This window comes from Kribbella sp. NPDC056345, assembly GCF_042262745.1.
Classification (GTDB): Bacteria; Actinomycetota; Actinomycetes; order Propionibacteriales; family Kribbellaceae; genus Kribbella.
In genome coordinates, this window is sequence record NZ_JBHJQQ010000005.1 from 24087 (window position 1) to 38039 (window position 13953).

Sequence of the window (13953 nt, forward strand, 5' to 3'; positions counted from 1 at the left end):
CTGGGGTCTGATGGTTCATCCATGAGACCCCAGCACCCTGGTGCTAGCCGAGCTTGCGTCCTGTCGGCCGCAGTGGGAACGCCTGGTTGACCGGCCCGAGTGGCATCCAGGCGACCATCGACCCGTCGGCCGCCATCGACATACCGCTCAACCCTCCGTAGGCCTGCACCAACGGAAGGTTCCACACCGCTGTGGTGGCACCGGTCGTCAGGTTCTTCGTCAGGAACGCCTGGTTCGTGAACGTCGTACCGCATCCGCCCGTGTGCGGACAGCCTGGCCTCCAGGCCACACTGCGTCCGTCGTCACTGATGCCCAGGGTCTCTCCGGGCGCAGCGAAGGAATAGCCGCCTTGGAAGATGTCAGCGTCCGTCACCGGTCCGGTACCGATCCGCTTGGTGACGAAGACGTCTTCGGGATTGTCGAACGAACCGATCCACGCCTGGGCAGTGAAGTACAGCCCGTTGCGGCTCAGGGTGAGGTCCCAGAAAGCCTTGTACGACGTGCTCCCCGTGTTGTAGTAGGGCATTTCGGAGGCGCCGCTCGCGGTGTTGTAGAAGACGTGCTTGTTGTCGCGGTTGTAATACGGACTGGCGTTGTTCGAGGTGTAGAACGAATAGATGACGGTGTTTCCGTCCGCCGAGGTACCGATCAGCACGGCGCCGTCGCAGACCGTGTCAGCCGTGCACATGTCGACGCGCTTCGCAGCGCCGCCCTTCGCCATCCGGAACACTTTGCTCCCATAGCTGGACGTCCCTGCGTTCACCTCCGTCATGGCGGCAACCACGCTCCCACCACCCGTCAACCAGATCTTCACGATGTCTTCGGCAACTCCGGTGGTCGCACTCCACACCGTGTGCTGGACGAAGTCATGAATCATGACGCGCCTGCGGGGGCCCCCGTCGTCCACGACGTAGGCGACAAACCGGCCGTCCGCCGTACTGCTCACCTCGCGCTGAGTGGACGGCCGGTAGCCGGACGACGACTCGGACAGCGGCGCGGAGATGCTCTGCGGGGTGGCACCGTCGGCCTGCACCGAAGCGAGCTCAACCAGTCCGGACTCCAGATCCCGTCGTACCAGGTAGAAGTTTCCGTCGTTGGGAATGCCCGGTGGCGGAACCTCCTCCGGCTGCACGCTCAACGGGAAGAAGGCATAGCGGCCATCGTCCGACAGCTCCGGGCCGATGGTGTTCGACGAGCCGTCGAGGCCGCGCATCAGGTCGTTGGCCAGCGGACTCTCCAGCACCGACGGGCGGGCGACGAACGCGTCCGACGTCGCCGCGTCACCGCGGTCTTCACTGCTGACCGCGTAGACACTCGCCCGGTACGACGTACCGGCCTGCAGGCCGCTGATCGTCAGGTTCCTGGTGGTCCCGGACACGGTGTGTGCTCCGGTGTCAGGCTCGGTCGTCACGACGTACTTGTCGATCGGACGGCCACCGGGCCGGGCCGGAGGCTGCCACGAGACGTAGGCGGACAGGTTGCCGGGGACCGCCGTCAGGTTCGTCGGTTGCGACGGTCCGTGCGGCCCGACCACAACCGGCACCTCAGCCGTCAGCTCCGGCCGCCCGACGCCCGCGGGCACGGTCGCCTTGACCTTCGCCGGCCCTTCCTTCACCCCCGTGAAGGTTCCGTCCGGAGCGATCTGCCCGCCGCCCTCCGCACTCCAGGTCGCCGGGGCGTCGGGATAGTTCCAGATCCTGGGGGTGAACTTCAGCTGCTCGCCGACCGCCACCGCGGCGCCCCCGGGATCGATCTCCAGTCCGGTGAACCGCCCGCCGATGTCGTTGAACTGGTACTCGAAGTGGACCAGATCTTCCTTGTGCCACTCGAGCAGGTTCTTCTTCAGGAAGTCGAGCCGGACGCCGGCGCCGAACTGGATACCGACGAAGAGCTTGATCCAGGGATCTTCCTCGGTGTCGGCGTCGAGCTTCACGTAGGGCCGCGCAACCAGGTCCGGCCCGAGGACGTCGTAGATCTTCAGATAGACCTTGGCGCCGATGCTGACCGTGTTCTCGCTGGATCCGAACACCCGCACGGATCTCTCGAACGGCCCGAGCGGCTCCTGGATCGGCTGCACCGCGGGTACTGGTGTCGTCGGGCTGAAGGTGATGTCCGCACCGATCCGGCGACCGAACTCCGTGTGGATGTCGAGGCCGGCCCGTCCTTCGCTGTCCCACTCGAGATCGACCACGATGCCCGTGTGGATGGTCACCGGAGTCGCGCCGATCGGGACGACGACGACCGGACCAGGGATCGTCCCCAGCTCGATCCGTCGCTGGAACTGCTCGGTGTAGGCGATCTTCAGTTTGATGTCCACCTTCGTGTCCACCGTCGGCCTGAAGTGGGTGAAGATCCCGTCGGACCGGAAGGCGAAGCTCAGATCGCTCCGAAGATCCGCTTCGGCGGTTCCTTCGAGGTTCAGGGCCTTGTTGAGGTCGCCGTCCAGCCCGATGACGACCTTCGAGCCTTTCAGGCTGACCCTGAGCTTCTTGCCTCCCGCCGTCTGAACAGCCGACTGCGCGCCCTCCTGCAGGGACCGTCCGCCGATCGTCGGCCGCTTCAGCGTCACACCGGGCAGCTCGGTGTCGATGGCCTCCGCCTCGGCGCTGTCGAAGGTCAGGCTCCGGTTCAGCGCCCCGCGGGCGAGAACCTGATCGAGGGCAGCGTTCTCGGTCTGCAGTACGAGGCGCGAAGCTGTGCCCTCGACCCGGACCACCTTCCGCAGCAGGCCACGGGGAGTTGTCCGGCTGGGGGTCGCGAGGACGAGGTCGTTCGCCTTCAGGGCGGTCAGCTGTGCGTTCGGCGAGGAGATCGAGATGTACTCCTCGCCCACACTCGCGATCCGGTTCAGCGAATCCGCCGTCAGCACGATCGGGGCCTGCTTCACCTCGACGACAGCCCGCATCGGCTCCGACGGCGCCGTGGCAGTACTCACGCCGGCGGCATTGACAGCCTGAACTGTCACCGAGTAGTCCGTCTCCTGCGCCAGACCGTCGATCTCGGCCGTCGATCCGGTCGCTTCGACCACCCTTCCGCCCGGCGACACCGTGACCCGATAGCCGGTCACGGCCGAGGTCCCCGGATCGCTGGGAGGCTTCCAGGCGACCTTCAACGTTCCGGTCGCTGCCGGTGAGACCTGCAGGTCCGTCGGTACATCCGGCACCCTGGCGGCAACCGGCGTCGCGGTGCGCTCGGACCACGCGCCATCACCTGCCTTGGTCCGGGCCCGGACCTTGACGGTGTAGGTCGTCCCGTTGGTCAGCCCGGCCAGTGCCGCGACGGTGGTGTCCGCCGGAATCACCAGGCGTTGCGAGCCGGGCTCCGCGACCACCTCGTAGTCCAGCACCGGTGACCCGCCGTCCGCCGGCTCGACCCATTGCAGATCAAGCCGCGTGTCGAGCTCGTAGACCTCGACGCTCGCAGGCTTCATCGCCACGTCGGCGGGCGCCGGCGTGACCCGGTCGCCGGCTGACGCGGTCGACCCGTTGGCGTTCTTGGCGGTGACAACGACGGCGTACGTCTCACCATTGGTCAGACCGTAGATGTCCGCCGTCCGGTCGTCCCGAGCCGCCGGCACGGTGGTCGTCGCGGGTACGGTGGAGATCTCGTAGCTCGCGACCTGATCCGGTGCGCCTTCCGGCGCGACCCACGACACCCGCGCACCGCTGTCGCGCGCCACGGTGCTCGTGATGAACGGCTGTCCCGGCGGCTTCGGGACAGCGGGCACGACCGGAGCGGACGCCGCTGAGTACGCGGAGGCGCCGGCTGCCGTGCGAGCGCGGATCTTGAACGTGTACGACGTACCGTTCGTGAGTCCTGAGACGACCACTGAGTTGGTGGCCGTGCTGGTCGTCACCGAGCCTGGAGTGGTGGTGACGTCGTACCCGGCGATCGGCAGATCTCCGGTGTCGGCCGGCGGATCCCAGCGCACCTCGACCGCGCGGTCGCGCGCCCCGCCGGCCAGGTTCGTGGGCGTCTGCGGTAGTCCGGGGGCGACGGCGTAGGCCTGAACGTCGGCGGTCAAGCGCAGGCCGGCGTTCGTGCCGTTGACGATATTGACCGTTCCCGCCGGTCCGACACGCACCCAGACCAGGTTGTACGACGAGTTGCCACTGACCGGCCACGAGACGTCGGTAACTCCGGCCGGTCTGGCTTCGTTCGCCGGATAGGCCACGACCTCACCAGCGGTCGCCGCGCCGCTTGCAGTGATCTGCAACGCCGCGAAGGCAAGGCCGCTGGCCGGCATGCCGGCCAGCCCGCCGACCTGGACGGTCTTGACCGTATTCGGAGCGACGAGAGTGGATCCGCTGTCCAGTAATCGCTGCGACCGGACCGGAACGGTTCGGGTGGAGACGGCGGCCGAACTGGTATCGGCGACGAAGTAGCCGACGACATCGACGGTGTAGTGGGTGGTCCCGGTCGAGGAATTGTAGAGCGCGAGCCGCCCGTCGGCCGAGAGCTTGACGATGCCGGTGTTCGTGTACGGCTTCCCCGGCGCGAAGTTGCCGAAGTACGCGTTCGGCGTCGCGGCGCCACCTGCGGACGCCACCCATCCACCGGCGGCTTGGGCCTCCCAGGCGGTGATACTCAACGCGGCCGAGGCGATCCCTGCCGCTGCGGGAAGGCCGCCCTTCGAGGCGATCGAAACCGTGAGCACGGTCTTGGCCGCTACCGGTGCGATCGCCGGAACACCGAGCGGCTTCCTGGTATCGATCACCCGCGACTGCCGCAGCGGAACGAAGCGGGTTCCGGCAACCTGCGATTCTGCGCTCGTGTAGTAGCCGGTCACCTCGGCAAGGATCCGGAGGGTGCCTTCGCTCGCGTTCTGGAAGACCGCCTCGCCGGTGGCGTTCAGCCGGACGATCGACGCCGAGGACGTGAATCCGGTCGTCTTGTAGAAGTAGAAGTTCGGCACCGGCGGCCGGGTGCCACCGACAGGCCAGGCGAACATCAAGCCGGGTGCGGTCGTGTTGCCCGTGACGATGTTCATCTGCACTGCCGCCACGCCGGTCGGCGGGATGCCGTTCCGGCCGGTGAACTTCACCGGGACAGTGCCCTGCGCCGGCACCGCGGTGACCGCCGGAGTTCCGATGCCTGTCTGGGTGTCCAGCATTCTGACCGGAGCCGCCAGCGGAACGTACCGACCGGCACCGGCATTCGGTGCGCTCTCGACGGCGGCGGCAGACTCCTGCGCACGAGGTAGCTCGGCACTGCTGGTAAGAGCCGTCGAGTTCGTCAGTCCCAGCACGAGACAGAGCGAAAGAAACAGCCGGGAAAACGCATGCACCGCAACCCCCATGTGAGCGCCATCCCCCGATGCAGGCACACCCTAACAACGGGCAGCCGTACGGCGCCGCCGTATTGCACGTTGTTGCAATACGGCGGCGCCGGGGCGCGAAGGTCAGGCGACCTTTGCGGGGCGGTGGTAGCCGGGGAGGAGTTCGTCGACGAGGGCGTCGGTTTCGGACTCGGGGCCTCGGGGGCCGCCGTGTTTGGCCAGGGCGGCGTAGAGCTGGGTGGCTACGTTCGTGACGTCCTGGGTGGTGCCGAAGTGGGCTGCCAGGCGGAGGGTGGCTCGCCAGAGGTCCTCGGAGGCCGGGGAGAAGCTGAGGCCGGTCTGGAGGGCTGTGCGGGCGGTTTGGCCGTCGTTGTGGGTCAGTGAGGCTTCCGCCAGCTTGAGGGCTGCGTCGACGACTGCCTCGACCATGCGGCGTTCGATGCCGGAGGCCGCCAGCCAGGAGTAGCGGCCTGCCGGGATGCCGGCCCAGGCGGGGCCGTGCACGAGGCTGAGGGCCGTGGAGAGGGCTGCTCTCGGGTCCTCCTGCATCGTGGCCTGCTTGGCGAGGGTGCGGAAGACGTCCCAGTCGACGCGGACGATGCTGCGGTTCAGCATCCAGCGTCCGGACTCGTCGGCGTACATGGCGTCGTTGCCGACCCAGCGGCGGGTGTGCTCCAGGGCGGAGTCACGCAGTTCGTCGCTGATGCCGCGTGGCCAGATGGCGCCGGCCAGCACGTTCGGGTGGACGCCGTAGTCCTGGCTGGCCAGGAACGCGATGATCTCGGTGGAGAGCGCGACACGGCCGTCGTCGATCGGGCCGCGGGCATCCACCTCGACCGGGCCGAGCAGGTCGACCTCGACCGGCGCGGGCAGGCTGAGATCGGTGGTCGAGAACTCGTACGCCGGCATGTTCTGCTCGGTACGGCGCTTGTCCAGCGCATCCGACTCGGCCGCGTCGAAGAGGGCCACCAGGTCGCTGACCTGCTCCGGCGTGACCGTGTGGGCCTCGACCTCGAGGCCGAGCAGGCGGCAGACGGCCTGGTTCTTCTCGTCGACGACGAACCGCCACGGCGAGCTGATCACGTCGCCGACCACGACGACGGCGATGCCGCGCCTCTGGTCCGCGGCGAGCCGGTTCAGCTGGTCCTGCTCCTCCGGTGACGGCGGGGCCGAGACGAAGATGATCTCCGCACCCCACAGCGCCGGGTCCGGGTGGGCAGTGCGGGCCTCGGCGACCGAGGCGACGTTCCGGCGTTCGCAGGCCTGGACCTGGGCGTCGGTACGGCGGGCCACCTCGGCGAGCGCGGTGTCGAGCCGGACCCAGTAGCTCAGGCGGCCCGGCGCCAGCGAAGACAGATCGTCACCGAACCCGACCATGCTCACGTGCGCACCCTCGGACCACAGGTTGGTCGCCAGCTCGACGGCCAGCGAACCGACCACGTCGCGCGAGGCGGAGTTGACGCCACCGAAGCTGACGATGCCGTTGGCGGTGTCGAGGTCGACGAGCACGATCGCGCCGTCGGCGTTCTGGCCGATGGTGACGAGCGTCGGGTACGGCGCCGGCGCGGTGATCTCACCGGTCGGGGCGTACGCGCGGCGCAGCGTCCACCGGGTGCCCTCGGCGATCGCCTGCCAAGGACCGGGAGGTGCGGACTGCGCCTCGTACGGGTCGAGGACCAGCGTGAGCGCGCTCGTGGTCACCAGTGCGGCGACCACCTTCGGCATCGGGCGCTGGGACTTGGCCATGTCCGCGCCGAGCTGACGCAGCGCGGCGTCCACGAACTGAGCGGTCGGGATGTCGGACGCGAGCCGCAGACCAACCTCGGTCTGCCGGTGTCCGGCTGCCTTCGGGCCAGGGCCCTGCGCCCAGCCGCGGCGGCGCTTGAGCGCCAGCGCGAGACCGGCGGCCAGCAGCGTCCCGCCGAAGCCGTAGATCCCAGCCTGCGTCAGGTCGAAGCCCTGGTCGGCCGCGACCGGGACAACCTCGGGCACCTTGGTACCGCCCGCGGCCGGGTCACCCGGCTGGGACTCCCCCACCTTCGGGTCGTGCGCGGGAATCCCGGTGTTCGGGTCGCCCGGCTTGATGTCCTTCGCGCCCGGATCGCCCGCGACGCCGCCGATCGTGACCGACGAGCCCTTCTCGATACCCTGCTCGGCCCAGCGGCTCCCCTGTTCGGGGGTCGCGACCTTGGTGGGCTTGCTCGTCGCGGTCTTCGTGGCGACCTTCGTCGGGGTCTTGACCACCGGCTTGACCTCGTGGGACTTGCCGGTCTGCTCGATGTTGACCCGGACCGTGTGCACGCCCGGACCCTTGGCGTCGGCCGGCAGGCGCACCTGCCAGCCCGGCATGATCAGATCCGGGTTGGTCAGGCGGCGGCCGTCCGGCTGCAGCTTGTTCTTGTTGAGGTCGTAGATCTCCTTGTACCGCCGGCCCTCGCCCAGGTACCGCTCGGCGATGTCCCACAGGCAGTCGTAGTTCCGCCCCTGCGGCGGCTTGACCTCCGTGTACTTGACGACCTGACCCTTCTGGTCGTTGTTCGTCCGTACGCCGGTCGCTGTCTTCGTCGTCTGCTGCGCGGAACCGGACAGCACAGAGCTCCGCTGCTCGGTCTGACGGAAGGAGGAGCCGGACTCGTGCTCACCGCCCTGTACGACGGACACCGAGGTCGGAACCGTGCCGGGGCTGGTGGTGACCGCACTGGCCACCGGAAGGCTCACGCTGGCGGCACCGGCGATCAGTACGACGGTGGAGATCAGGCGACGGGCCAGTGTCTGCGAACCGCCGCCGAGTGGGATCCGTGGTGACAACCCGTGCCCGCGGATCTCGGAGACCGCCTCCACCAGCAGGCAGACCACGAAGTGCAGCCACGCCACCCAGATGAAGAACGCGAAGATCCCGAGCACCGCCCGGATGTCGAGCTCGTCGAACAGAACGTTCCACTTCGGCATCTGGTCCGGCCACGGCGTACCGAAGAAGCGCAGCAGCACATACGGCACCCCACCGACGATCGCCACGATCGCCAGCAGCGCCCCGAACCCCTTCAGCCGATCCGCCGCCGTACTGGCCGACCGTTGCTGCGGCAACCGCGCCCGCACCGGCTCACCGGTCTTCACCATGCTCGCTCCTCCGTCCCCACCAGGTCACCCACCGATAGCCTGCACTTCCTGCACAGGCAACCGCTGCACCGCATGCACTTCCGCCGACGCGAGGTACTTCCAGTCCGGCGGGCCGACCCAGTACGACACATCCCAGGTGATCGTCAGCTTGACCGTGTACATCCCGTCCGGCTGGCTCGCACTCGACTTCTTGTAGGTGTGCCTGCACGTGCTCATCTGGGTGAACGGGTCGCTGTTCTCGTCGTACCCGTCGGTGTCACCGGCCGGCACCACACCCATCGGGCAGGTGATCGGCGGCGTGCCGTCGCCCGGATCGACGATCATCTTCCCGACCAGCCCACGCATCACGAAGTCGTGACTACCGCCCCAGTACATGTCCTGGTAGTCCTTCTGGGACTGGTTCTTCAGGATGTACGAGGTGTCCGGAGTCAGCGAGAAGTACGCCGGCACGTTCACGCGCGGCGTGTACGTCGGCTTGATCTGCAGCACCGGGTCCGGGTAGCTGTTGTGGAACTCGTCCCAGAACTCGTCCATGTACCCCCTGTCGGGGCACTGGTTCTGCTCCTCCGGGCCGACCGGGACGATCGCGCGCTCGATGTGGACATCCCTGCCACCGTCTTTGGTGTTCAGGTTGTAGTCGACGATCGTGAGCCGCAGCCGCCACTTCTTGCCCTCGGGCGCCGGCGGCAACGCGATCCCCTGCGGCACGTCCAGGTCGCGGCACGGGATGAACACGTTGTTGCCGAGCCGCTCCTTCCAGGTCGGGATGGGCTGGCCGCTGCCATAGGTCACCAGGCCGTTGCTGCACCAGGCACCGAAGCCGATGGAGTTGACGTACATGCTGCAGCTGCGAGTCCCCTGCTGTACGGTCTCGCCACCGCCTGCGACGGCAGTGGTGACACCAGGGAAGATCAGCAGCGTGAGCACGGTACCCAGGGCGATCAGCCCGCGTCCCACGCGATTGCGCATTCTCACTCCAGAAGTCGTCCTAGCGGCAGATTATCTTCGACCCAGGGCATCGTGCCCGTTATCCGGTTCCCCGTCACCTATTCGGAATCTCCCAATACAGGTCTAGGCCGGATATTTCACGCCCGCACAGCTGATCCCGGCCGAGGGGCCGATCCGGTACGGCCGCCAGCCCAGTCCCGTCTTGATCATGTCGATCGCCTGCGGCTGACCGCCCGGTGCCTTCAGGGTCCAGCCCTTGACCTTCGGGTCCCAGTACTGCGTCTTCTGCGACCGGCAGGTCTTCACCCGGACCACGCCCAGCGGCTGGTTCGAGACCCCGCGCACCACCACGCTTCCCGGCGGTTTCATCACCCAGCCGTTGACCTTGGCATCGACGATGACCTGACCGGCGTCCGCGTAGAAGTAGGCAGGGAACTTGTTCTTCACGATGTCCACGTTCTTGGTGACCAGTGCTTCGTAGTACAGCGGCAGTGACTGCACGAGCCCTTGGACGGCGGGCGTGCTCGCGAAGTTCCCCGGAACGACGATGACGTTGGTCTTCTTGGCCGCGGTCGACGCCGGAGCGCTGGGCTGCTTCGTCGGTGCCGTGCTCGGCGGCGTCGAACTGCCCGCGGACGGCGTCGGCGTGCTGGAGGACTCGGAGCCGCCACCCTCGGGGACCGGGCGGCCGCCGTCGGTCGAGTTGCCGCCACAGCCGGCCAGCATCACGACGCCGACCAGTGCGGCGACCGTCAGAGAAGCACTACGCACGGTCATGATCCTTAACGTCCGAGGCTTGGTGGGAGGGAGTTCTTCGGCGGCACCAGGACGACCGGGGCACCGCCGCCCGGCGGCTTGCTGGTCACCGTCCCGGGCGACCCTGTCGGGCTCTCCTCGCCATCCGTCGGAGTCGGAGTCGGTGACGGCGTGATGCTCGGCGTACAGGTCGCCGGGAACGGGATCGGCGGGAACAGGGTCCAGGTCGGGGTCGGCGATCCGATCGTCCACTCCGGGCACGGCACGTTCAGGGTCGGCGGCACCGCCGTACTCGAGATCGTCGCGCCGGGCCCCTGGGGGCCGGTGCTCACGAAGATCGGCGGGATGGTGGGGCTGTCGTTGTTCTTCTCGACACCCTGTTCGGCGTGGGCGGTGCCGGTGCCGGTGGATTTGAGGGTGGTTTTGCCGATCAGGCCCAGGAACGTTGTTTTGTTGGCGATTCCCACCGAGATGTCCACCTGGTCGGTGGTGAGTTTGGTGGGGGCGCAGGAGGTCACTGTGGGGTCGTTGGAGGAGACCTGGGCGCAGAAGCCGGCGATGGCGACGGCTGCTTTCGCGGTGTCGATCTTGGCTTCGGCGGTGTTGAGCTCGATGGTGGCCGCGCCTACGCGGGCCGCTTCCTGGGCGTAGCCGACGGCTCGGGAGCGGGCGCCGAGCTGGCGGCCGCCGTCGATGACGAGGCCGGCCAGCGTGAAGATCATCACGGCGAGGATCGCGACGGCAGGGCTGAGGGCACCGCGGGGCACGGCGCGGTGGTTGCCGGGGGCATCGATGCGGAAGAAGTCGACCATGCGGGAGCGGTGGTTATCCGGAGCCATCACGGACTCCTCGGTACGGGTCGACGCTGGAGGTGAAGCGTTTGGTGACGGTGGTGTCGCCGCCGAGGCCGAGGAAGCTGAGATCGCGGTAGTCGATGGTGCAGGTGACCTCGACGGACAGCGGGGCGCCGGCGGCCAGGGTGGTGGTGATGATGCCGGAAGCGGATTCCTTGCAGGACTTGACCGCCTGGCCCATGGTGCGGGTGACGGCGTCGTTGACGCGGACCTGGGCGTCGGTCTGCGAGCGGGACATGCTGGCCGCGCGGGCGCCGTCGCGGGCGGCGCTCTCGGCCAGAGCTGTGGTCTGGAAGTAGCGGCCGGCGGCGAGCAGGAACATGAACAGGAGCAGCAGGATCGGCGCGAGCACGACCATCTCGAGCGCCATCGTGCCGCGGTCGCCGCGAAGGCGCGCCAACAACTGAGGCCGCCTCACTTGTCCGCCTCGAACTGCTCGATCGGCCCGGTCGCCGTCCGCTCGACGTGCAATTCCAGCCCGGGGACCAGTGAAACCGTGTCACCGCTGACGGTGAACGAGACCATGCCGACCGGGTTGTTGTACGTCGGTGACGTCACCGACGCGTTCTGTAACGTCGTGCCGGCCAATTGGTTGACGTACGCCTCGATGTCGACCCGGACCTTCTCCCCCACCGCTGGGTTGTACACCGGCGGCTGCACGAGCCGCAGCCGGGAAACGCCTTCCTGGGCGGCGTTCAGCGCGACCGAGCGGCCGTACAGGTAGAGCGCCGTCTGGATCGAGACGAAGATCAGCGCCATGATCGTCGGCGCGAGGATGGCGAGCTCGAGCGAGCTCGCCCCACGCTCGGACCGGCGCCCGTACAGACGCCTGGTACGGCGCCGGCGGGCGCGCGCGGCGGTCGGGGGGCGGACCGGCACGATGGGTCAGCCGTTCTCGATCTCGCCGGTGCGCTTGTCGATGACACGCCGCACCACGAGGCCGATGGCCAGCGCGGCCGCGACCAGGATCGCCGAGATGATGGCCCACTCCAGTGCGGAGGCGCCGAGCTCCGTGCGGCCCTGCTTGGCCCGCGCCCGCTGTGCGTGCGCCCGGGCGACCGCGTAGCCGGTCATCGCGCGCCAGAACTGCAGTTCGGTGTTCATTCGCATGCCTTCCAACTCATGAGGCCGGGGCTGGCCTCAGTATGCCCTGTACGACGGACAGAACCCTGATCCGGATCCGTACCCGTTTTCAGCTGCCAAGGATCGCGATCGCGGCCGGGAATCCGAGGAACAGCATGAACGCCGCGCACATCACCAGCTGGGCGACCAGCATCGACTGCGACCGCTCACCCGCCTTGCCTTCCACATCGGCAAGCTCTTTGCGGCGCAGCGACGCGGCCCGGGCCAGCAGCGAGGCGCGGATCTTCGCGCCCTCGTCACCGGCCAGCGCGAGCGCCGACGCCAGGTCCCGCAGTTCCTCGACGCCCAGGTCCTCGCCCAGGCGGGCCATCGCGTCCCACGGCGTGATACCGATCAGGCGCGCGTTGGCCAGTGCCTGCCGGATCCGGGCCATCGCCCAGTGGTCGCCGATCGTGGAGGCCGTCATCAGCGCCTCGGGCAGACCGCGGCCGCCGGCCAGGTTCATCGCGACCAGGTCGAGGAAGCTGCCGACCACGTGCCGGAAGTCCCGCCGCCGCGCCTCCGCCTCCTGGCGCAGCGCCAGGTCCGGCAGGAAGAACGCGAACGCCATCGCGCCCAGCGTGACGATCGCCGGTGTCGCTCCGGGGACGCCGAAGCCGAGCGCGCCGAACAAGAACAGCACGATCGGGATGAAGATCATCGCTCCGAGCGCGAAGAACACCTTGGTGGCCAGCATCGCGGCGAACGGCTGGTTCATCACCGCGAGGTCGCGGCGCAGCTTGCCGAACGCCCAGCCGCGCGCGTTCGCCTCGGCCTCGAGCCGCTGGCCGAGCGTGTGCCGCGCCTTGTCGATGCCGCCGAGCACACGCTCCCCGGCCGCGCTCGTGGTGACACCGCCACCACCGCGGCCGGCGTCGATCCGGGCGATCGTCGAGAGCACGTTGGCCCGCGGCCGGACCAGCATCCGCACCAGCAGGTACACGCCGAGCCCCACCAGGGCACCGGTGAAGAAGGCCCACATCATCCGCCCACCACCTCCATCCGCTGGTCGACCGGCTTCTGGCTGCCACCGATCAGGAACCGCTCGGGGACCTCGATCTTCGCCAGCCGGCGCAGCCAGACCAGGCCGACCGCGTAGAGCGCGATCACGATGAACAGCACGAACTGCCCGATGAAGCTCGTGTACGGCGCGACGTACGCCGGGTTGAACAGGACCAGCGCGGCCGCGACCAGCAGGGTGATCGCGACGACCACCTGCACCGACCGCCGGGTCGACCGCCGTTCGGCCGCGACCTTCCGCCGTACGTCGAGCTCCTCGCGGGCGGAGTCGGCCAGCGCGCTGAGGACCTCCCGCAGACCGGGACCGCGCAACCGCGCGTTCAGTACCAGGGCCGCCACGATCAGGTCGGCGGACGGGTCGTCGAGGTCGTCGGCGAACCGCATGAGTGCCGAGGGCAACGGTTCGCGGATCCGCAGCCGGTCGACCAGCAGGTTCAGGCCGGGCTTGATCGCGGGGGCCGCGTTCACCGCGGTCGCCGGGATGGCCTGCTCCAGACCGACCGCACCGGCGATGGTGTCGCGCAGCGCCTCGGTCCAGGTGGCCAGTGCCTCGAGCCGCTCGATCGCACGCCGCTCCTCACCGGTACCGCCGAAGAAGCGGTCGGCCAGCGCGGCCAGCAGCCCGAGAGCCGCGGCCAGGACCAGCCAGCGCGTCACAGCCAGTACGACGAGGCCGACGCCGATGCCGGTGCCGAAGCGAATGAGGTTCTTCCGATTGTCGACGCTTCCGCCACGGCGGAACATCGACGGTGTCTCGTCACGCGGCTCGGTCCCGCGGATCGCCACGATGAGCAGCAGTACGGCGCCGCCCACGACCGCTCCGCAGAGCAGGGCCAGCAGGGTCTCGTTGCTCATCTC

Annotated in this window: 10 protein-coding genes; all 10 read right to left on the reverse strand. The window is 68.5% G+C overall.

The annotated features are described in order from the left end of the window. Positions 1–43: 43 nt before the first annotated feature. The 10 genes from ACFCV3_RS18915 to ACFCV3_RS18960 all read right to left on the reverse strand — a co-directional run bounded on the left by ACFCV3_RS18915 (position 44) and on the right by ACFCV3_RS18960 (position 13950). Complete coding sequence (locus tag ACFCV3_RS18915; RefSeq protein WP_376031417.1) at positions 44–5248, reverse strand: fibronectin type III domain-containing protein; 5205 nt, start codon at positions 5246–5248, stop codon at positions 44–46. 153 nt (positions 5249–5401) lie between these two features. Continuing rightward, positions 5402–8395 carry a BTAD domain-containing putative transcriptional regulator gene (locus ACFCV3_RS18920; RefSeq protein WP_376031419.1) on the reverse strand — a complete coding sequence of 998 codons (2994 nt, stop codon included), beginning with the start codon at positions 8393–8395 and terminating at the stop codon, positions 5402–5404. 24 nt (positions 8396–8419) lie between these two features. Continuing rightward, on the reverse strand, positions 8420–9364 hold the full coding sequence (locus ACFCV3_RS18925) for a hypothetical protein (RefSeq protein WP_376031421.1): 945 nt from the start codon (positions 9362–9364) through the stop codon (positions 8420–8422). 102 nt (positions 9365–9466) lie between these two features. Then, positions 9467–10114 (reverse strand): hypothetical protein, encoded by a 648-nt coding sequence (locus tag ACFCV3_RS18930; RefSeq protein WP_376031423.1) that lies wholly within the window; start codon positions 10112–10114, stop codon positions 9467–9469. Between the two features lie 11 nt (positions 10115–10125). Further along, complete coding sequence (locus ACFCV3_RS18935) at positions 10126–10938, reverse strand: TadE/TadG family type IV pilus assembly protein (protein ID WP_376031424.1); 813 nt, start codon at positions 10936–10938, stop codon at positions 10126–10128. Next, the gene (locus ACFCV3_RS18940; protein ID WP_376031426.1) at positions 10925–11371 is read right to left on the reverse strand and encodes a TadE/TadG family type IV pilus assembly protein; all 447 of its coding nucleotides are present in this window, start codon (positions 11369–11371) and stop codon (positions 10925–10927) included. Before ACFCV3_RS18940 ends, ACFCV3_RS18935 begins: the two co-directional genes overlap by 14 nt. Further along, the gene (locus ACFCV3_RS18945; RefSeq protein WP_376031428.1) at positions 11368–11832 is read right to left on the reverse strand and encodes a TadE/TadG family type IV pilus assembly protein; all 465 of its coding nucleotides are present in this window, start codon (positions 11830–11832) and stop codon (positions 11368–11370) included. Before ACFCV3_RS18945 ends, ACFCV3_RS18940 begins: the two co-directional genes overlap by 4 nt. Before the next feature lie 6 nt (positions 11833–11838). After that, positions 11839–12057 carry a hypothetical protein gene (locus tag ACFCV3_RS18950; protein ID WP_132405931.1) on the reverse strand — a complete coding sequence of 73 codons (219 nt, stop codon included), beginning with the start codon at positions 12055–12057 and terminating at the stop codon, positions 11839–11841. A gap of 88 nt (positions 12058–12145) precedes the next feature. After that, entirely contained in the window at positions 12146–13060 is a 915-nt protein-coding gene (locus ACFCV3_RS18955) for a type II secretion system F family protein (protein WP_376031430.1), read from the reverse strand. Further along, positions 13057–13950 carry a type II secretion system F family protein gene (locus ACFCV3_RS18960; RefSeq protein ID WP_376031432.1) on the reverse strand — a complete coding sequence of 298 codons (894 nt, stop codon included), beginning with the start codon at positions 13948–13950 and terminating at the stop codon, positions 13057–13059. Before ACFCV3_RS18960 ends, ACFCV3_RS18955 begins: the two co-directional genes overlap by 4 nt. Positions 13951–13953 lie beyond the last annotated feature (3 nt).